Origin of the sequence: Rhodoplanes tepidamans (genome assembly GCF_030813915.1) — a bacterium.
In the GTDB taxonomy this organism is placed as follows: domain Bacteria; phylum Pseudomonadota; class Alphaproteobacteria; order Rhizobiales; family Xanthobacteraceae; genus Rhodoplanes; species Rhodoplanes tepidamans.
In genome coordinates, this window is sequence record NZ_JAUSUJ010000004.1 from 273,925 (window position 1) to 291,659 (window position 17,735).

Sequence of the window (17,735 nt, forward strand, 5' to 3'; positions counted from 1 at the left end):
CCGGAGCAGACATGTCCGTGGTCTACGTCGTCGGCGCCCACATCCCGGCCGGAGGGGCCTACATGGCCTACCATCTCGGCCTCCTCCTGAATCGGCATTTCGGCCGGCCGGTCGTCTCCGTCGATCCGCGCCGCATCGACGAAGACGACGTCTTCGAACGGGAGGCCGCCCTGCCGCGCATCGGGATCGAGGAGATGCTGGCCCGGGCCGGCACCGCCGACATCCTGATCTGCAATCCCTCCTTCTCCCACTTCGGCCTGGGCCTCCGGTTTCCCGGCCGGACGCTGTCCTATCTGCAGGGGTTCAACACCTACCCTCTGCTCGACGTCCATTTCGAGCGATACGTCTGCGTCAGCCGCTTCGTGGCCGACTATGTCCGCGGCCTCTACGCCATCGACGCCAAGGTGATCCCCGCCTTCGTCGAAGCGCCGCCGGAGCCGCCGCCGCCGTGGCGCGAGCGTCCGGCCCGCCGGGCCCTGGTCCACACCAAGGGGGCGACCCTGCTTCACCGCGCCGTCGAGGACGAGGTGATGCGGCGGCTGAGGTCGCGCTGCCCGGACGTCTCCTTCGAGCCCCTGCTGGCGCAGGGCCGGGTCGCTCACGACGCGCTGATGCGGCGGCTCGGGCAGCACCGCTATCTGATCACGCTGGCTCCGGCGGAGGGATTCGGGCTGGTGCCGCTCGAGGCCATGAGCCTCTCCGTCGCCGTCGCCGGCTTCGACGGGTTCGGAGGGCGGGAATTCATGGTGCCCGGCGCCAACTGCCTGGTGACGCGCTACGGCGACATCGACGGTGTCGTCGAGAGGGCGCGCCGCATGCTGCTCGACGACGCTCTGGCGGCATCGTTGGCGCACGACGGCGTCGGGACGGCGTCCCGCTACACGCGGGCGGCCTTCGAGCGGCGATGGATCGACGAGTTCGCGGAGTTCCTCGATGAACGGCCCCGTGCGTGATCTTCTCGTGACGGGCGTCCCGCGGTCGGGCACGACGCTCGCGGCTGCGTTGATCGACAGCTGCGCGAACGCGGTGTGCCTGTCCGAGCCGGACCATCAGGTCCGGCTCTCGCAGGAGTCCGGGACGGCCGACGCGTTCGCGGAACGGCTGCGCGACGACCTGCGCGACATCCGGACGACGCTCCGCTCGGGCGGAACCGTGCTGGACCGCCGGGCGGCCGACGGCGGGCCGGTCACCAACTACTTCTCGACCGCGCGCACCGACGGCACGCGGCGGACCGACTACACGCTGGTCGCCCGCGCCGCGCGCGACCTGCCCGAGGACTTCCTGCTGGCGGTCAAGCACAATGCCCTGTTCACGGCGGCCCTCCCGGAGCTGAGCCGGCACAGCGGCGCGGCGATCGTCGCGATCGTTCGCGATCCGGTGGCGACGATCCTGTCCTGGCGGTCGCTCGATCTTCCGGTCAGCGGCGGCCGGCTTCCGGCGGCGGAGCGCTTCTGGCCCGCGATCCGCATCATCTCCGAGACGGACGTCCCGCTGATCGACAAGCATGTCCTGATCATCGAGGCGTTCTGCCGGCGCTACGCCGACCTCGTCCCCGCCGTCGCCGTCCTGCACTACGAGAGCCTCACGGCCGATCCGGACGGCGTGCTGGCACGGCTGGGGCTCGACCCGACCACCGCCGCGCGCGACCTGATCGCGGTGGCGGCCCCGGTCCGCCCGGCGACGGCCGAGGCCGTGGACATCGCCCGCCGGATCCGGGAGATGGCGAGGACCCGGGGCCTCCCCGGGCTGCTGACCTTCTACCCCGAATACGGGACGGACCGATGAGCGACCAGGATCGCGATCCCGCCGCGTTCGATAATCGAGCCTTCTGGAGCCGGAGATACACGACGGCCCCCTGGCTCGGCAGCGGCCCCGGTTCCAGAGGAATCGCGGCCTGGTACAAACGCGCCATCGTGGAGAGAGTGATCGTCGAACGAGACGTACGCTCGGTTCTCGACGTCGGCTGTGGCGATCTGTGCTGGATCGACCCGAAGGACAATGTCCTCGACGCCCGGAACATCCGGTACATGGGGCTGGACATCGCCGCGCCCGTCGTCGCGCTCGGACAGGCCCGGTTTCCGCAGTTCGAATTCCGCGTGTTCGACCTTCTCGCCGACGACCTGCCCGACGGATTCGACCTTCTGATCTGCTTCGACGTCCTCATCCATCAGTGCGGCGAGGGCCAGCTCCTGCTCTGCATGGACAAGCTCGTGGCCGCCACGAACGGCACCGCATTGATCAGCTATTCGACACCTGGGTGCACCGAGCCGGCCATGCCGGATCTCGCTTCACCGGACGCGTCCGCGCTCGAGGCCGCGTTTCAGGACGAGTTCCGCACGAGGCGCGAGCGAGTGGAGGCGGCGAGGGTCCGGACGCTCGGAAGCTTTCCGGATCTCGTACGCCAACGCCACCCGACCATCGGGATTTCGGAACTGGGACGGTACAGGTTCCAGACGATCTACGAGCTCGGCAAGTCGACGGGCGACGAGGACGGGGCACAGCATTCGGCTGCTTCGCCCCGGTGACGCCAGCGGCCGGACCTTCGCCCCGTCTTCCCGAAGACACCGGACGCAACCGAGCCGCGACATCCGTGACTCCGGCCCGTCGCTCCGGGAGAGGACTTCGGCCGCAGCCCGCGCCCTACCCCCCGCCTCGCTCCCGCCCCATCTCCCCCCGCCGGCGCGTTTCTGGCATGGTGGGGGGCATGTCCGATCCCACTGCCGCGGCGGCCGCCTCGCCGGTCGCCTTCGCCACCACGCTCGACGCCCGGGTGCTGCGCCACGACCCGCAATGGGGCCTGTCGACCCTGTTCTTCGGCGACGGCGAGCTGCGGGTGCCGATGGTGGCGGCGCCGGTCGACACCGGCGTGCGGGTGACGATCGACGCCCGCGACGTCGCCGTGGCGCTGACCCGGCCCATGGACGTGTCGATCACCAACCGGCTGCCCGGCACGATCGTCACGGTGGAGCGGCTCGCCGCCCCCTATGCGCGGATCACCTTCGACCTCGGCACCACCCGGCTCGACGCGCTGGTGACCTGGGAATCGGTCGAGCGGCTGGCGCTCGAGCCCGGCCTCAAGGCCTGGGCGATGATCAAGTCGGTCGCGATCGGGAACGAGGCCGTTCGTCCGGCGGATCTGCCGACGCCGCGCCGCTGGCCCGTGGTCGGTAGTCCGGATCGAGCGCCGCGGTGAGCTCGGCCAGCGTGCTCGCCCCGCTGCGGCGGGCCTGCCGCTCCAGCGACCGGTAGAGCGCGACCAGCCGCTCGCCGAACACGGTGAGCTCCGCCCCGCCGCCGCGCCGGCCCGGGAAGGTCTCCACCACCGGCGTCTCGAAGGTGTGGTTGAGGGCGTCCACCATCAGCCAGCACTTGCGGTAGGAGGTGCCGGTCGCCCGGCTGGCGCCGAGGATCGAGCGCTCGCGCCGGATCGTCTCCAGGAGGGCGATGTCCTCCGGATCGAGGCTGCCGCCGTTGCCGAAGGCGAGACGCAGCTCGATCGTCGTCGGCGTGGTCGCCGGCGTCCGCGCCGCGGCGTCGCCGGGCACCGTCTCGACCGTTCGGGCCGCCGCCGTCCTGTGTGGCATGCCGATCGCCTCGGGGGTCATGGTCACGGCGCCGCGGGCCGTCACCGGTCCCGTGCCGTCACCGGTCTCTTGCGTAGGTCAGGATGCGGCCGGTGGCAAGCGGACCGGCCCGCAGGTCGATGGCGGCGAGCGTCGCCTCGGCGATTCGTCGCGGGCGGTCGTCGAGGCCGGTCCAGCGCGCCTGCCGGCCGCGCGGATCGATCTCGATCAGCTTGACCCCGGCCGGCACCTCGAGCCCGTCGCGCACCGCGCCGCGCAGGATGCCGTCCATCGGCGCCGGCACCGGCACGCCGTCCAGGTGCCCGACCGGGAAGCCGACGAAGACCCGCCTGCCGATCTCCACGGCGCTGCGCCAGCGCCCGGCCGCCGCCGCGTAGACGAAGCGCTCGCGCCCCGCCCCGCCGAGCCGGCTCGGCACCCCGTCGGCCGCCTCGGTCCGCCCTTCGGTGACGGGCCGCACCGGGCTCACCGGCCGGGTCTCCACCGCCACGTCGCAGTTGGCGCCGACCGCGAAGCCGGGCCCGAGCCCGACCGCGACGCCGGCGAGATGGCGCAGGTCCGGCGTCTCGCTGCGCTTGTGCAGGCGGGCGTCGACCAGCACGTCGAGGCGGCCGTGGACGATGAGGTCCAGGAGCCCGAGGCGGGTGACCGCCACGGTGTCGGGGATCGCCAGCACCGGGGCGAGATCGACGAAGCGGTCGGCCCGCCGGCCGACCACCTCCTCCACGGCGGCGACGTCGTCGTAGAGCGCGTCGTGGAACGCCATGCCGCGGCGGATCACCGGCGGGTTCGGGTCGTGCACCAGCACCACGGCGTCGCCGGCCCGCCGCAGCAGCACGGCGACCGCCGAGGCGATCTCGTTGGTGCCGAGCACGACGGCGAGACGGCGGGTCGGATCGGGACGGAACATCTTTGGGATCCCCGGGTTGCCGGGGATCCGTCAGCAAGCCGCGGGCCAGAGTCCCCGGCGCCCGAACGAGGCAGCGATTTCAGGCGTTTCCAACACCCGTACGCGCCCCCGGCCAGTCCCGGCCGCGCCCGCTGTGCTGTACCCTACACGATACAGCTTCGCCCTGTCGGACACGCGACAGCCTATCGGCCGGAGCGATGCGCCGGCCTCCGTCGTTCCGGGGCGCGGACCTGACGGTCCGCGCCCCGGAATCCAGCGACGGCCTCCGAATTCTCGGCGGGATTCCGGGTTCGCACCTTCGGTGCGCCCCGGAATGACCGCCCCCTCACCGGCCGATCAGCAGATCGCGCGTCAGCCAGTCGATCTGGGCGACCTGCTCGAGGCCGAGGCGGAGGCGCTCGCGGTCGCGCTGGGCGAGCTGCTTGACCACCACGGCGTTGCCGGCCGGGATGCCGTGCTCGAGGTCGGCGAGCTGCTGGGCGAGGATCAGGTCGAGGAACGTCCCGAGCGCGTCGACCAGGCCCTGCAGGTCGTGCTGGCCGCCGAGCCCCAGCGTCCGCATGGCGGCGAGCCGCTCCGGCGTCGAGCGCTCGACCACGTGGTGGCGGATCGCCAGCGCCCGCGCCGCGGTGACGATCGGGAACGTGCCGGTGCGCTTGAGGTCGAGCCGGCCGCCCTGGGTGCGGAAGCCGCCGAAGAAGCCGAGCCCCAGCTCCACCGCCCCGGCCGATTCGGCGAGCAGCTTGGCGAAGGCGATCTCGCCCTTCGCCGCGTCGAAGGCGGCGGCGCGCAGGTCGTTGGCGATCGCCGGGTCGCCGTGCACGGGCCGCAGGTCGAAGAAGATGTCGACCGAGAGCAGGTCCTGCGGCCGCGAGCGGCGCACCCAGGCGGCGATGCGCTCCCGCCAGGTGGCGACCGAGCCGCGCCACTCCGGCGTCTTGCCCATCACGCCGCCCTTGCAGAACGGCAGGCCGACATCGTTGAGGATCGCCGCCAGATGGGTGCCGAGCTCGGCGAACCAGCGGTCCTCCGGGCCGTCGGGGTCGCCGGTCGCGAAGAACAGCGCGTTGTCCTGGTCCATGGCGAGTAGGCTCTCGCCGCGTCCGGCCGAGCCGAGCACGGCGACCGCATAGGCGCACGGCGGCTCGCCGCGGCCGGCGTCGCGCATGCGCGCCTCGGCGATCACGGCGGCCTGGCGGGTGACCGCGCCGAGCTCGCGCGAGATCACCGCGGCGACGTTGCGGGCCGACACCTTCTCGGCGCTCAGCGCCGCGGCCACCCGCGGCAGCGTCGCCCAGGCGGCGGCCAGCCCCTCGACGTCCTCGGCCTGGTCGATGGCGTCGCCGAGCGTCACCGCCTCGCCGGCGCGCAGCCGCAGCAGGTCGCGCGCCGAGAGGGCGCCGACCACGAAGCCGGCCTCGTCGACCGCGGCGAGATGGCGGACGCCGAGCCGCCCCATGCGGCCGATGGCGCGATACACGAAGGCGTCGGCCGGCACCGCGGCGAGCGGCTTCGCCATCACCTTGGCGACCGGCAGGGCGAAGGCGTCCGGCCCGTGATGGGCGAGCGCGCGCAGGATGTCGCGCTCGGTGACGATGCCGAGATCGGCCGGCCGGAGCCGCGCCGGATCGGCGCCCGGCGCGTGGACGAACAGCGACGAGATGCGCTCGCCGACCAGGGTGCCGAGCGCCGCCGAGAGCGGCGTGTCGGAGGCGGCGAGGCGCGGCGGCGCCCGCATGATCTCGCCGATCGTGTGCCGGTACGGGTAGGAGTCGATGCGGGCGAACACCGCCTCGCGGTCGGAGCGCACCGGCGCCGACACCGGCTCGACCCAGCCGGCGCGGTGGTGCTGGTCGAGCACCTCGGTGAGGGTGCGGCAGGCCTGCTCGGCCTCGGCCAGCGTGCGGATGCCGCGGGCGCGCAGCCGCGGCACCAGGGCGAGGAAGAGCTGGGCGCAGGCGCGGGCGTCGCCGAGCCCGCTGTGGCGGCCCTCGATGGTGATGCCGAGCCAGGAGGCGAGGCTGTCGAGCGAGTATTCGGCGAGGTCGGGCTGCGCCACCTCGGCGAGCAGCAGCGTGTCGAGGGTGCGGGGCCGCGTCCACGGCAGGCCGGCGCGCTCGCATTCGCGGCGCAGCACCGCGAGGTCGAAGCCGACCGCGTGGCCGATCACCACGGCGCCGGTGCGCATGAAGGCGGCGTAGTCCGGCCACGCCTCGGCGAAGGCCGGCGCCGCGGCGACCATGCCGTCGTCGATGCCGTGGATCGCGGCGGCGGCGCGCGGAATCGGCTCGGGCGGGCGGACGAGGCGGCGGAACACCGGCTCCGGCACCACCCGGCCGGCCGAGATGCGCACGGCGGCGAGCTCCACGGTCCACGCCTTGCGCGGATCGAGCCCGGTCGTCTCGGTGTCGATCGCGACCGCCTCGAGGACCATCAGGGGCGTCGCATTGTCGGCGGCGGCCATGTCCTCCCCCCCCCCCTCGCGGCTCCCCGGTGCGCTCGTCGCCCGCCGTGGCCCGCTCTCAGCCGCCGCCGCGCAGGAGGGCCGCCGTCACGGCGTCGGCATCCAGGCGCTCGGCGAGCTCGTCGTGGATGTTGCACAGGCCGACCCGCAGATAGTTGCAGGTCGTGTCGAAGTCCTGTCCGCGCAGCTTCGGATGGATCGGCATCAGCGCGAAATAGGGCTTCATGTAGGGCTCCGGCACGTCGATGACGCGCTTGACCGGATGCAGCGCGCAGCGCTCGACCACATGGGCGACGTCGTCGCGCGCCGCCGCCCAGGCCTCCGGCCCGAGCGAGGGCGGCGCCGGATAGCGGTCGAACACGGCGAGCGCCGTTCCGGTCAGCGCCGCGCGGACGCCGGCGAGATGTCCCGCGGCATGAGGCCGCAGCTCGCCCTCGACCATCTCGACCACCATGGCGAGGCCGAGCGGGTAGGCGCGCCAGCGCGCCGCCTCCACGGCGGCCTGGAAGTCGGGCTCGTGGAACAGCACCTTGGCGTAATGCCCGGCGCGGGCGCGCGCATACTCGAAGATGCCCTTCTGCACCAGAAAAGCCGACTGGCTGTCGATGAAATCAGCGAGCGCCGCCGCGTCGCGGACGGGCGGCTTGCGACGGAGAAAGCTGAACAGAGCCATTGCGAGTCCCGGTTGTCGGGCGAGACTACCGCGCCCGCGCGCCCGACCGGAAGAGGAAACGCGCCGACGTCCGCATTGCACTGCAACATCAACGAAATGATCACGTCGCGATCGACGAAAGTCTAATAGGCGCAGCCACAACCGATGTTAGCATTTTTACTATCCCGACCCGGCACCCAAGACCGGGAGGACAAGGGAAGAACGCCGTCGCGATCAACGCCGGCCCCTGATCTTTCAACACCCACCCGAACGCTGCCCTCCGGCGGCGTCGCAGGAGGTTACAGAGTCATGTCCGTCGAACCCGTCAGTACGCCAGAAAACGATCGCGACCACTGGAGGAAGACCACCAGGCTGATGTTCGGCCATCTCGCGGTGTGGTTCGTCTTCGGCTACGTGATCCACATGTTCGTGATCCCGCTCAACAAGATCACGATCCCGGTGCTCAACTTCCCGCTCGGCTTCTACATGGCCGCGCAGGGATCCCTGATCGTCTTCGTCGTCATGCTGTTCGTCTTCGCATGGCAGCAGGACAAGATCGACCGCGACCACGGCGTCGCCGAGGACGAGTGAGCGAGGATCCCGACATGGCGACACAAGCATCAGGCTCCTCGGACTTCATCAAGAATCTGGGGAAGATCTACGGGTTCTACACGGGCGGGTTCTTCCTGTTCGTGATCGCGCTGGCGCTGCTCGAGCAGGTCGGCGTGCCGAACAGGATCCTCGGCTACCTGTTCGTGTTCTTCACCATCGCGGTCTACGCGATCATCGGCATCATGTCGCGGACCGCCCAGGTCTCCGAGTACTACGTCGCCGGCCGCAGCGTGCCGGCCTTCTACAACGGCATGGCGACCGGCGCCGACTGGATGTCGGCGGCCTCCTTCGTCGGCATGGCCGGCACCCTGTTCCTGCTCGGCTACGACGGGCTCGCCTGGGTGCTCGGCTGGACCGGCGGCTACGTGCTGGTGGCGATCCTGATCGGCCCGTATCTGCGCAAGTTCGGCGCCTACACGGTGCCGGACTTCATGTCGTTCCGCTACGGCGGCAACTTCGCCCGCATGCTCGGCGTCATCGTGCTGGTGTGCTGCTCCTTCACCTACGTGACGGCGCAGATCTACGGCACCGGCCTGATCGCCTCGCGCTTCCTCGGCATGCAGTTCGAGATCGCCGTGTTCGCCGGCCTGTTCGGCATTCTCGTGTGCTCGCTGCTCGGCGGCATGCGGGCCGTCACCTGGACCCAGGTGGCGCAGTACATCGTGCTGATCGTCGCCTACCTGACCCCGATCGTGATCCTCTCGTACCAGAAGTTCGGGATCCCGATCCCTCAGCTGACCTACGGCAACGCGATCATGGACATCACGGCGCGCGAGCAGCAGATGCTGCAGACGGGCCTCGCCACCGCGGCCGCCCTGAAGCCGCACATCCAGCCGTTCACCAGCTACACGCCGCTGAACTTCTTCGCGATCATCTTCTGCATGATGATCGGCACGGCGTCGCTGCCGCACATCCTGATGCGCTACTTCACCACGCCGAGCGTCCGCCAGGCGCGCCTGTCGGTCGGCTGGTCGCTGCTGTTCATCTTCCTCCTGTACTTCTCGGCGCCGGCCTACGCGGCCTTCTCCAAGCTCGAGGTCTACACCGAGATCATCGGCCGTGACCTGACCGCGATCCGTCCCTGGCTGTTCAACTGGGGCGAGCTCGGCCTGATCCAGATCTGCGGCAAGAACGCCACCAACATCGACGCCGTGCTCGCGGCGTGCAAGGCGGTGGCCGGGCATCCGGGCGTCGTCCGGCTGCAGGACTTCGTCATCAACACCGACGTGATCGTGCTCTCCACCCCCGAGATCGCGGGCCTGCCCTACGTGATCTCCGGCCTGGTGGCGGCCGGCGGCCTCGCCGCGGCGCTCTCCACCGCCGACGGCCTGCTGCTCGCCATCGCCAACGCGCTCAGCCACGACGTCTACTACAAGATGCTCGACCCGAACGCGCCGACCGCCCGTCGGCTCATCGTGGCGCGCGTCCTGCTGCTGGTCGTCGCGGTGTTCGCCGCCTACCTGGCCTCGACCAAGCCGGCCGACATCCTCGCGATGGTGGGCTGGGCGTTCTCGCTGGCCATGGCGGGCAACTTCCCGGCCCTGACCATGGGCGTGTGGTGGAAGCGGACGACCTCGGCGGGCGCCATCGCCGGCATCATCGCCGGGTTCGGTCTCTGCCTGTTCTACCTGCTCGTGACCCGCTACTTCCCGGGCTACGGCGTGGCGTATTTCGGCATGACCTCGAACCTCAACCCGGTGACGGGCGCGCCGCTGGTCGACATCGCCAAGGCGATGACGATGCCGAACGCCATGGAGGTGTGGCCGACGCTGGCGCATCCGCTCGCCAACAAGGTCGGCTGGTTCAACCTCAACAACATCGCCGCCGGCCTGCTCGGCATGCCGCTCGGCTTCCTGGTCATCATCGTGGTCAGCCTGCTGACCAAGGCACCGTCGGCCGAGATGCAGTCGCTGATCGACGAGATCCGCAAGCCGCGCGGCCGCACGGTGCTGCAGGAGAAGACCTGACGACAAGACACCTGACGGGTCCGCCCGTCGGGTTCGGAGCGGGGTCCTTCGGGACCCCGCTTTTTTGTGGGCTTGCGGCCGAGCGGTTCGCGGTGCAATGGAACCGCACGCGGCGGGCCTGCTCGCCGTCATTCCGGGGCGCGGCAAAGCCGCGAACCCGGAATCCAGCCGAACGTACGGAGATCGCCGCTGGATTCCGGGTTCGCGAGCCTTCGGCCCGCGCCCCGGAATGACGGCGAACCGATCGACCGGGTTTCGGTCACCCGACCCGCCCCTGCATTGCGAGAGGATGTCGTTTCATGACCACCGGAGGATCGCTCGGATCCTGGCTGCTCTTCGTGCCGAACTTCGTGCTGGCGGCGCTGATGTACACGCTGCTCGGCCGGGCCGTGCTGGGGATCGTCGTCGGCACCGATTCGACCAACTACATCTGGCGCTTCTTCTGCCGGATCACCGACCCGGTGGTCGCCGTGGTGGCGCTGGTGACCCCCAGGGCCGCCGCGCCCGTGATCGTCTGGCTGTTCGGCGTGGTGTGGCTGTTCTGGCTGCGCGTCGCGCTGCTCTACGCCTATCTCGCCTTCGCTCCCACGCAGGCCGGGTGAGGGCCGCCATGGACCGCAGCTTCTATTTCGTCGGCATCGCCTTCTTCGGCATGATCAACGGCCTGTTCAGCCCGTTGATGCCGGTCGCCTACGTGTTCTCGACCGCCCTGATGTCCGAGCCGCTGTTCGACAGCCAGGCGGCCGTGTTCTACTTCGCCTCGCTGATGCTCTCGACCGCGACCGTGATTCTCGGCGGCATCCCGGCGGCGCTCTACGAGCGCGCCAAGGGCGCCGAAGACTCGACGCCGGCGTCGCTGTTCATCTGGCTCGTCGGCACCGCGCTGCTGACGCTGCCGGCGGTCGGGAGCTTCCTCGCCATCGGGCTGTGACGGCGCCGGCGCGGCCCGGCGGCCGGGCGGGCACCGCCCGGTTCAACCCCTCGTGAGCGCGTTGTGGCGGCGCGGAACTGCCGGTACCCTCTTGCTTTGTCGTCGGGTTCACGAGGGCGGCGGCGCCGCCGCCCGGTCCGAGGCGGAGGGAGCATGGAGGTCCTGCGGCGGGTCGCGTTCGAGATCGTGCTGCGGGCGTGCCTGTTCGGGTCGCTCGCGATCTTCTGCGTGATGGTTGCGCTGTCCTTCGAGCCGCGCGCCGCCTTCAAGGCCGGCGGCGTCCTCACCCTGGTGATGGTGGGCGTGCTGCTCATCAAGGCGGTCGAGGCCCGCACCAAGGACCATCGCCGCACCGAGATGTGGCTCTATCTGCCGAAGGAGCACCGGCCGCCGCCCGCCTATGCCCAGACGGTGAGCGCCATGGTGCTGCGCGAGACCTATCTCGACTTCGCCCGCCGCACCGCCTTCGTGTCGGTCGTCATGTGGTCGCTCGCCCTGGTGCTGGCGCTCGCCGGTCTGTAGCGCGGCGGGGTGCAGGCGATGGGCACGGCGCTCCGCCGCGGCGTCACGCCCCGAGATAGGCCTGCCGGACGTGCGGGTTCTCCAGGAGCTCGCGGCCGGTGCCGGTGAGGGTCACCCGGCCCTGCTCCAGCACGTAGGAGCGGTCGGACAGCTCCAGCGCCGCGAAGGCGTTCTGCTCGACCATCACCACGGTGACGCCGTCCCGGCGGATGCCGTCGATGATCTCGAAGGTGCGCTCGACCAGGTTGGGCGCCAGCCCGAGCGACGGCTCGTCGAACAGCACCAGCTTGGGCCGCGACATCAGCGCGCGCGAGATCGCCAGCATCTGCTGCTCGCCGCCCGACAGCGTGCCGGCCGCCTGGTCGCGGCGCTCGGCCAGGATCGGGAAGCGGGCGAACAGCCGGTCCATGTCGTCGGCGATGCCGGCGCCGTCGCGGCGCAGGAAGCAGCCCATCTCGAGATTCTCGCGCACCGTCATGTAGGGGAAGACGCGGCGGCCTTCCGGGCAGTGGGCGATGCCGAGCTCCAGCACGCGGCGCGCCGGCGCCCGGGTGATGTCCTCGCCGTCGAACACGATCCTCCCGGCGGCCGGCGTCAGCAGGCCGGAGATCGCCTTCATGCTGGTCGTCTTGCCGGCGCCGTTGGCGCCGATCAGCGTGACCAGCTCGCCGCGCTCGACCCGCATGGTCAGGTCGCGCACCGCCTCCACCTTGCCGTAACGGCAGACCAGGCCTTCAACCTCGAGCACGGACGTACCTCTCGCCCAGATAGGCGCGGATCACCTGCGGGTCGCGCTGGATCGCGGCCGGCGGCCCGTCGGCGATGATCCGCCCCTGGTTCAGGCAGACGACGCGGTCGGACACGCCCATCACCATCTTCATGTCGTGCTCGACCAGCAGGATCGTCGTGCCGCGGGTGCGGATGCGGGCGATCAGCGCCATGAAGGCGCCGGTCTCGGCCGGGTTCATGCCGGACACCGGCTCGTCGAGCAGCAGCAGGGTCGGCTCGGCGGCGAGCGCGATGGCGACCTCGAGCAGCCGCAGCTCGCCGTAGGACAGCGACGCGGCGACCTCGCCGGCCCGCCCGCGCAGCGACACGAGATCGAGAATCTCCCAGGCGAGGTCGCGCAGCCGCGCCTCGTCGCGCCGCACCCCGGGCAGGCCCAGCATGATCGCCAGCGGATGCTGGCGGGCCCGCCGGTGCAGCCCGATCAGCACGTTGTCGAGCACCGGAAGGCCGTTGAACACGCTGGTCTTCTGGAAGGTGCGGACCACCCCGTGGCCGGCGATCTGGTCGGGCTTCAGCCCGGTCAGCGGCACGCCCCGATAGGTGATGCTGCCGCTCGACGCCGGGATGTAGCCCGTGATGGCGTTGAAGGCCGAGGTCTTGCCGGCGCCGTTGGGGCCGATCAGCGACAGCACCTCGCCCTCGCGCACCTCGAAGGTCATGTCCTCGACCGCCATCAGGCCGCCGAACCGGATCGACAGGCCGGCGACGGCGAGCGCGACGGGCGCCGGAGTCGCCGCCGCGTCGGGAGCCGGGAGGGTGTCGGGCGTGCTCACGGGCTCGCCTCCGCGGTCGCCGGCGTCGCGCCGGCCGGGGTGGCGGGCGCCGGCTGCGCGGGCGGCGCGCCGGAGCGGCCGCCGACGCGGCGCCAGCCGTCGCGCACCGCCGGCACGATGCCCTCGGGCAGGAAGTAGACGATCAGGATCATCAGCACGCCGTACACCACCCACTGGATCTCGGGCTGCACCTCGAAGCCGCGCAGGAGCTCCGGCAGGATGCCGAAGATCAGCCCGCCGACGATCGGCCCGGCGAGCGTGCCCTTGCCGCCGGTGACCACCATGATCACCATGGTCACCGTGTAGATGAACAGGAACACGTCCGGATCGACGATGCGGACATACTGGGCGTAGACGGCGCCGGCGAGGCCGGCGAGCGCCGCCGAGACCACGGTCGCCAGCACCAGGAAGCGGGTCACGTCGATGCCGACCGAGGTGGCGAGCGGCTCGTTCTCGCGCAGCGCGATCATGGCGCGGCCGGCGCGCGAATGCACGAGGCGGCGGATGATCACGTAGGTGACCACGGCGACCACCAGCACCAGATAGTAGTTCGGCATCTTGCCGAGGACGTCGATGTCGCCGATCCCGGGCAGCCACAGCTTGAGGAACGGGATGTTGTTGAGCGCCATCGGCCCCTGGGTGAGCTCCAGCCAGTTGAGCGCGACCAGCCGCGTCACCTCGGCGAAGCTCACCGACACGATGACGAAATAGGCGCCCCGCACCTTGAACGAGATCTTGCCGATCATCCAGCCGCACAGGCCGGCGAACACCACCGCGACGATCATCGACAGCCAGACGGGCTTGGGGGCGAGGCCGACCGGCACGTCGAAGACGTGGATCTCGAAGCCCAACGAGCACAGGCTCGACACATAGGCGCCGATGCCGAAGAAGGCGACGTGGCCGAGGCTGAGCTGGCCCGTGTAGCCGAGCAGCAGGTTGAGGCTCATGGCGGCGACGATGAAGATGCCGGCCATGATCAGCACGTGGAGGAAGTAGAGGTTGTCCATCCACAGCGGCAGCGTGAACAGGAACACCACCCAGGCGAGCGTGACGGCGCGGCTCATCCGATCCGCTCCTTGCGGGCGAACAGGCCGGTCGGCTTGACCAGCAGGATCACGATGATCAGCAGGAAGCCCATGGCGTCGCGGTAGCCGGAGGAGACGTAGCCGGCGCCGAGCTCCTCCATGAAGGCGAGGATGAAGCCGCCGATGGTGGCGCCCGGGATGCTGCCCAGCCCGCCGAGGATCACGATGGCGAAGGCCTTGAGCGAGGCCAGATCCCCGATCGTCGGATAGACGACGAAGACCGGGCCGAGCAGCGCGCCGGCCGCCGCCGCGAGGCCGGAGCCGATCGCGAAGGTCGCGGTGTGGACGCGGTCGATGCGCACGCCCATCAGGGCGGCCGCCTCGCGGTCCTGGAAGGTGGCGCGCATCGCCTTGCCGAGCCGGGTCTTCTGGATCAGCACCCAGGTGCCGGCGATCAGCATGACGGCGACGGCGAAGACGAACAGCCGCGTCCACGACACCGAGACGCCGCCCATCACGAGGGGCGCCGAGGGGAACGGCGAGTCGATCGACTTGGCGACGCCCGACCACACCAGCTGCTCGGTGTTCTGCATGGCGATCCAGGCGCCGATCATCACCAGCATGGTGGTGTCGATGTCGGCGCCGCGCAGCCGCCGCAGCAGCAGAATCTCGATTCCGGCGCCGAGCAGCACGCCCAGCGCCACGGCGAGCGCGATCGACACGACGAAGTTGGCGCCGATCAGCATCACCCACATGTACATCATGTAGGCGCCGAAGGCGTAGAGCTCGCCGTGGGTGAAGTTCACCACCCGCATGATGCCGAAGATCAGCGTCAGCCCGATGCCGAGCAGGGCATAGGTGCCGCCGAGGATCATCGCGTTGAGGGCGTGCTGGAGAAGCTGGTCCATGAATCCCGCGAGAGTTGGGGTCTGATCGCTTCACGCCGGAGACGCGTCCGGCTCCGTCTCCGTTCGTCCCCGTGGAGGCGGGGACCCAGGGGCCACGCGTCGTATGGCCCCTGGATGCCCGCCTTCGCGGGCATGAGCGGAGTTCGGGTCCACGGCGCGTGCCGCCCGGAGGCGGCGCGCCGCGGCGGGATCGCTCAGAGGCCGGACTTGACCACCTTGCCGCCGTCGATCTTCACCAGATAGACGGACGGGATGTTCTGGCCGCTCTCGGAGCCGGCCGGGCCCTGCTTGATGAACGCGATGTTGCCGTAGATGCCCTTGACCTTGGTCTTCCACAGCGCGTCCTTGATGGCCGCGGGCTCGGCCTTGCCGGCGATCTTGATCGCCTCGACGATCGTGTAGATGCCGTCGTAGCCCCGGAAGCCCTCGGTCAGGCCGCCCGGCTCGTGGCCGCGCTTCTTCCACTCGTCCATGTAGCGCTTGGCCGGCTCCGGATTGGTGACGACCTCGGGGAACCAGGGTGGGAAGAACACCGTGTGGAACGAGCCGTTGGCGGCGTCGCCGGCCTGGGCGATCAGCTGGTCGGGCGAGTTGGAGCCGCCCGTGGTGATGATCCGGGTGTTGAGCTGCAGCTCCTTCGCCTGCTTCAGGATCAGCGTCACCTGCTCGACCGCCGTGGTGACGAACAGCGTGTCGCCGCCCGACGCCTTGATGCGGGTGAGCTGCGCCGAGAAGTCGGTCGCCTTCGGATCCATCGTCTCCATGACGCCGACGGCGACGCCCTGGGCCTTCAGCATCTTCGAGTACTCGGCCGCCGAGCCGATGCCGAAATCGTTGTTGGTGTTGAGGAAGTCCGCCTTCTTGATGGCCAGCTTGGGGACCAGCGGCTTGAACGCGACCGCCTCCATCTCGGAGGTCGGGCTGATGCGGAAGATGTAGGGATTGCCCGAGGTGGTGATCTTGCCCGACGACGAGGTCTCGACCACCATCGGCACCTTGTACTCCTGCAGCTTCGGCATCACGGCGAGCGTGAGGGTCGAGCTCCAGGCGCCCATGATGACCGGCACCTTGTCGCGCACGATCAGCTTCTCGACGGTCGCCACCGCCTCGGTCGGGTTGGACTTGTTGTCCTCGACGACGAGCTGGATCTTCTTGCCGAGCACGCCGCCGGCGGCGTTGATCTCGGTCTCGGCGATCCGGGCGCCCTGCGCCACGTAGTTGCCGGACGCCGCGAAGGCGCCGGTGAGGGGCTGCGTCACCCCGATCTTGATGGTCTCCTGGGCGAGCGCCGGCCCGGCGAGCAGCGTCGCACCGAGCAAGGCGAGAGCGAGCTTGGCAGTCCTGGTATGCATTGCAGTCTCCCTGTCGTCTCCCGGAATTCAAGCAATCTCCATGCCGGCCGGCGGTCGAATTCTTCTGTTCTGGATTGCGCCGGGCCGGCATCGTGAACGCCCGTCCGGCGGGGCCGGGCGGGGCCGTCGAGTCGTGTCCGCGTCACGTGCCTGCCGTCACCTGCACGTCGTCACGGTCCGCGTCGTCGCGTCGGCGTGGCCGCCTCCGCGTCGTCACCTTCGCGTCGTCGCCTTCGCGTCGTCGTCTTCGCGACGCTGCCTTCGCGTCACTTGGCCTTCAGCTTGGGCAGGATGTCGTTGGCGATGGCGTCGATCTGCTCCGCCTCGTAACGATACGGCACGAAGATGATGCGGTCGATGCCGGTGGCGAGATGCGCCTGCAGCTGTTCGACGCACTCCTCCGGCGTGCCCATGATGGCCGAGTCCATGGTCGACTCCGACCACGAGGCGTAGTCCCACTCGGTCTGCAGCCACTCCTTCATCGGCCCTTCGATCTTGTCGCGCGGGCCGACGCAGATGGGCAGCTGGTTGGTGGAGATCAGCTCGTCCGGATCGCGGCCGGCCTCCTCGGCGAAGCCGCGCACCTTGGCCCACACCCGGGCGAAGGCCTCGGCCGTGTAGTAGTAGGTGAGCCAGCCGTCGCCCTTGGTCGCCGCGCGCTTGAGCACCGCGTCCACGTAGCCGCCGATCAGGATCGGGATGCGCGGCTTCTGCACCGGCTTGGGATACATCACGGCGCCGCGCAGCGTGTAGGGATCGTAGTCGCCGACCACCTTCTCCTCGGTCCACAGCCGCGTGATGATCTCGAGGCTCTGCTCCATGATCTTGCCGCGCTTCGAGAAGTCGACCCCGAGCGAGTCGAACTCGCGGCGATACCAGCCGACCGCGGCGCCGAGCAGCATGCGGCCGCCCGAGATGTGGTCGATGGTGGCGAGCTCCTTGGCGAGCAGCACCGGGTTGCGCAGCGGCATCACCAGGATTCCGGTGCCGATTTTTATGCGCGATGTCCGCGCCGCGACGGCCGTCAGCATGAGCAGGGCGTCGTGGATCGGGAAGTTGGGGTCGACGCCGAGCAGCGTGTGGTCCCACGCCCACAGCGACTCGAAGCCGAGCTCCTCCATGCGCACGCCGTACTCGATCAGCGCCTTCGCGTCCGGCATCTCGGGATACCGCGTGAAGTTGCGCATCGCAACGCCGTAGACGGTCTCTTTCGTGAGGCTCATGCAGTCCTCCGGTCGCCGGGCGA

At 70.2% G+C, this 17,735-nt stretch carries 19 protein-coding genes; 9 read left to right on the plus strand and 10 right to left on the minus strand.

Features of this window, described 5'->3' with window-relative positions:
- Window positions 1–11 precede the first annotated feature (11 nt).
- The 4 genes from J2S22_RS07260 to J2S22_RS07275 all read left to right on the plus strand — a co-directional run bounded on the left by J2S22_RS07260 (window position 12) and on the right by J2S22_RS07275 (window position 3,193).
- On the plus strand, window positions 12–953 hold the full coding sequence (locus J2S22_RS07260; RefSeq protein ID WP_272775169.1) for a glycosyltransferase: 942 nt from the start codon (window positions 12–14) through the stop codon (window positions 951–953).
- Window positions 946–1,785, plus strand: a complete 840-nt coding sequence (locus J2S22_RS07265; RefSeq protein WP_272775168.1) for a sulfotransferase — start codon at window positions 946–948, stop codon at window positions 1,783–1,785. The genes J2S22_RS07260 and J2S22_RS07265 overlap by 8 nt, the downstream gene beginning before the upstream one ends.
- The gene (locus J2S22_RS07270; protein ID WP_272775167.1) at window positions 1,782–2,525 is read left to right on the plus strand and encodes a class I SAM-dependent methyltransferase; all 744 of its coding nucleotides are present in this window, start codon (window positions 1,782–1,784) and stop codon (window positions 2,523–2,525) included. The genes J2S22_RS07265 and J2S22_RS07270 overlap by 4 nt, the downstream gene beginning before the upstream one ends.
- Before the next feature lie 179 nt (window positions 2,526–2,704).
- Complete coding sequence (locus J2S22_RS07275) at window positions 2,705–3,193, plus strand: TOBE domain-containing protein (protein ID WP_272775165.1); 489 nt, start codon at window positions 2,705–2,707, stop codon at window positions 3,191–3,193.
- Here J2S22_RS07275 and J2S22_RS07280 read toward each other — a convergent pair.
- From J2S22_RS07280 to J2S22_RS07295, 4 genes are all read right to left on the minus strand, one after another.
- Complete coding sequence (locus J2S22_RS07280; RefSeq protein ID WP_272775164.1) at window positions 3,093–3,584, minus strand: winged helix-turn-helix domain-containing protein; 492 nt, start codon at window positions 3,582–3,584, stop codon at window positions 3,093–3,095. The genes J2S22_RS07275 and J2S22_RS07280 overlap by 101 nt on opposite strands.
- 58 nt (window positions 3,585–3,642) lie before the next feature.
- Window positions 3,643–4,494: a xanthine dehydrogenase gene (locus J2S22_RS07285; RefSeq protein ID WP_272775163.1), complete on the minus strand. Its 852-nt coding sequence runs from the start codon at window positions 4,492–4,494 to the stop codon at window positions 3,643–3,645.
- 325 nt (window positions 4,495–4,819) lie between these two features.
- Window positions 4,820–6,958 carry a DUF294 nucleotidyltransferase-like domain-containing protein gene (locus tag J2S22_RS07290; RefSeq protein ID WP_272779566.1) on the minus strand — a complete coding sequence of 713 codons (2,139 nt, stop codon included), beginning with the start codon at window positions 6,956–6,958 and terminating at the stop codon, window positions 4,820–4,822.
- 58 nt (window positions 6,959–7,016) lie between these two features.
- Window positions 7,017–7,631: a hypothetical protein gene (locus J2S22_RS07295; RefSeq protein WP_272779567.1), complete on the minus strand. Its 615-nt coding sequence runs from the start codon at window positions 7,629–7,631 to the stop codon at window positions 7,017–7,019.
- 288 nt (window positions 7,632–7,919) lie between these two features.
- Between J2S22_RS07295 and J2S22_RS07300 the strand changes: the two genes are divergently transcribed.
- The 5 genes from J2S22_RS07300 (at window position 7,920) to J2S22_RS07320 (ending at window position 11,642) form a co-directional block, all read left to right on the plus strand.
- Entirely contained in the window at window positions 7,920–8,201 is a 282-nt protein-coding gene (locus J2S22_RS07300; protein WP_111355928.1) for a DUF4212 domain-containing protein, read from the plus strand.
- A 14-nt stretch (window positions 8,202–8,215) separates the two neighbouring features.
- Window positions 8,216–10,189, plus strand: coding sequence for a sodium:solute symporter family protein (locus J2S22_RS07305; protein ID WP_272779568.1), 1,974 nt, complete (start codon window positions 8,216–8,218; stop codon window positions 10,187–10,189).
- Between the two features lie 299 nt (window positions 10,190–10,488).
- Window positions 10,489–10,791: a hypothetical protein gene (locus J2S22_RS07310; RefSeq protein WP_272779569.1), complete on the plus strand. Its 303-nt coding sequence runs from the start codon at window positions 10,489–10,491 to the stop codon at window positions 10,789–10,791.
- An 8-nt stretch (window positions 10,792–10,799) separates the two neighbouring features.
- Window positions 10,800–11,120, plus strand: a complete 321-nt coding sequence (locus J2S22_RS07315; protein WP_272779570.1) for a hypothetical protein — start codon at window positions 10,800–10,802, stop codon at window positions 11,118–11,120.
- A 153-nt stretch (window positions 11,121–11,273) separates the two neighbouring features.
- The gene (locus J2S22_RS07320; protein ID WP_272779571.1) at window positions 11,274–11,642 is read left to right on the plus strand and encodes a hypothetical protein; all 369 of its coding nucleotides are present in this window, start codon (window positions 11,274–11,276) and stop codon (window positions 11,640–11,642) included.
- 43 nt (window positions 11,643–11,685) lie between these two features.
- On the opposite strand, the gene J2S22_RS07325 is transcribed toward J2S22_RS07320, so the two are convergent.
- The 6 genes from J2S22_RS07325 to J2S22_RS07350 form a co-directional block, all read right to left on the minus strand.
- The gene (locus tag J2S22_RS07325) at window positions 11,686–12,390 is read right to left on the minus strand and encodes an ABC transporter ATP-binding protein (protein WP_272779572.1); all 705 of its coding nucleotides are present in this window, start codon (window positions 12,388–12,390) and stop codon (window positions 11,686–11,688) included.
- Complete coding sequence (locus J2S22_RS07330; protein ID WP_272779604.1) at window positions 12,377–13,105, minus strand: ABC transporter ATP-binding protein; 729 nt, start codon at window positions 13,103–13,105, stop codon at window positions 12,377–12,379. The genes J2S22_RS07325 and J2S22_RS07330 overlap by 14 nt, the downstream gene beginning before the upstream one ends.
- A gap of 95 nt (window positions 13,106–13,200) precedes the next feature.
- Window positions 13,201–14,268 (minus strand): branched-chain amino acid ABC transporter permease, encoded by a 1,068-nt coding sequence (locus J2S22_RS07335; protein ID WP_272779573.1) that lies wholly within the window; start codon window positions 14,266–14,268, stop codon window positions 13,201–13,203.
- On the minus strand, window positions 14,265–15,137 hold the full coding sequence (locus tag J2S22_RS07340; RefSeq protein WP_272779574.1) for a branched-chain amino acid ABC transporter permease: 873 nt from the start codon (window positions 15,135–15,137) through the stop codon (window positions 14,265–14,267). The genes J2S22_RS07335 and J2S22_RS07340 overlap by 4 nt, the downstream gene beginning before the upstream one ends.
- Before the next feature lie 194 nt (window positions 15,138–15,331).
- On the minus strand, window positions 15,332–16,489 hold the full coding sequence (locus tag J2S22_RS07345) for an ABC transporter substrate-binding protein (RefSeq protein ID WP_272779575.1): 1,158 nt from the start codon (window positions 16,487–16,489) through the stop codon (window positions 15,332–15,334).
- Window positions 16,490–16,755: 266 nt separating this feature from the next.
- Window positions 16,756–17,712, minus strand: a complete 957-nt coding sequence (locus J2S22_RS07350) for an LLM class flavin-dependent oxidoreductase (RefSeq protein ID WP_272779576.1) — start codon at window positions 17,710–17,712, stop codon at window positions 16,756–16,758.
- Between the last annotated feature and the right edge of the window lie 23 nt (window positions 17,713–17,735).

What these genes read in the sequence shown, in the direction of transcription:
- J2S22_RS07260 (WP_272775169.1), top strand. Translation starts at nt 12, where the DNA reads ATGTCCGTGGTCTACGTCGTCGGCGCCCACATCCCGGCCGGAGGGGCC.
- J2S22_RS07270 (WP_272775167.1), top strand. Translation starts at nt 1,782, where the DNA reads ATGAGCGACCAGGATCGCGATCCCGCCGCGTTCGATAATCGAGCCTTC.
- J2S22_RS07275 (WP_272775165.1), top strand. Translation starts at nt 2,705, where the DNA reads ATGTCCGATCCCACTGCCGCGGCGGCCGCCTCGCCGGTCGCCTTCGCC.
- J2S22_RS07280 (WP_272775164.1), bottom strand. Translation starts at nt 3,584, where the DNA reads ATGCCACACAGGACGGCGGCGGCCCGAACGGTCGAGACGGTGCCCGGC.
- J2S22_RS07285 (WP_272775163.1), bottom strand. Translation starts at nt 4,494, where the DNA reads ATGTTCCGTCCCGATCCGACCCGCCGTCTCGCCGTCGTGCTCGGCACC.
- J2S22_RS07290 (WP_272779566.1), bottom strand. Translation starts at nt 6,958, where the DNA reads ATGGCCGCCGCCGACAATGCGACGCCCCTGATGGTCCTCGAGGCGGTC.
- J2S22_RS07295 (WP_272779567.1), bottom strand. Translation starts at nt 7,631, where the DNA reads ATGGCTCTGTTCAGCTTTCTCCGTCGCAAGCCGCCCGTCCGCGACGCG.
- J2S22_RS07300 (WP_111355928.1), top strand. Translation starts at nt 7,920, where the DNA reads ATGTCCGTCGAACCCGTCAGTACGCCAGAAAACGATCGCGACCACTGG.
- J2S22_RS07305 (WP_272779568.1), top strand. Translation starts at nt 8,216, where the DNA reads ATGGCGACACAAGCATCAGGCTCCTCGGACTTCATCAAGAATCTGGGG.
- J2S22_RS07310 (WP_272779569.1), top strand. Translation starts at nt 10,489, where the DNA reads ATGACCACCGGAGGATCGCTCGGATCCTGGCTGCTCTTCGTGCCGAAC.
- J2S22_RS07315 (WP_272779570.1), top strand. Translation starts at nt 10,800, where the DNA reads ATGGACCGCAGCTTCTATTTCGTCGGCATCGCCTTCTTCGGCATGATC.
- J2S22_RS07320 (WP_272779571.1), top strand. Translation starts at nt 11,274, where the DNA reads ATGGAGGTCCTGCGGCGGGTCGCGTTCGAGATCGTGCTGCGGGCGTGC.
- J2S22_RS07330 (WP_272779604.1), bottom strand. Translation starts at nt 13,105, where the DNA reads ATGGCGGTCGAGGACATGACCTTCGAGGTGCGCGAGGGCGAGGTGCTG.
- J2S22_RS07335 (WP_272779573.1), bottom strand. Translation starts at nt 14,268, where the DNA reads ATGAGCCGCGCCGTCACGCTCGCCTGGGTGGTGTTCCTGTTCACGCTG.
- J2S22_RS07340 (WP_272779574.1), bottom strand. Translation starts at nt 15,137, where the DNA reads ATGGACCAGCTTCTCCAGCACGCCCTCAACGCGATGATCCTCGGCGGC.
- J2S22_RS07345 (WP_272779575.1), bottom strand. Translation starts at nt 16,489, where the DNA reads ATGCATACCAGGACTGCCAAGCTCGCTCTCGCCTTGCTCGGTGCGACG.
- J2S22_RS07350 (WP_272779576.1), bottom strand. Translation starts at nt 17,712, where the DNA reads ATGAGCCTCACGAAAGAGACCGTCTACGGCGTTGCGATGCGCAACTTC.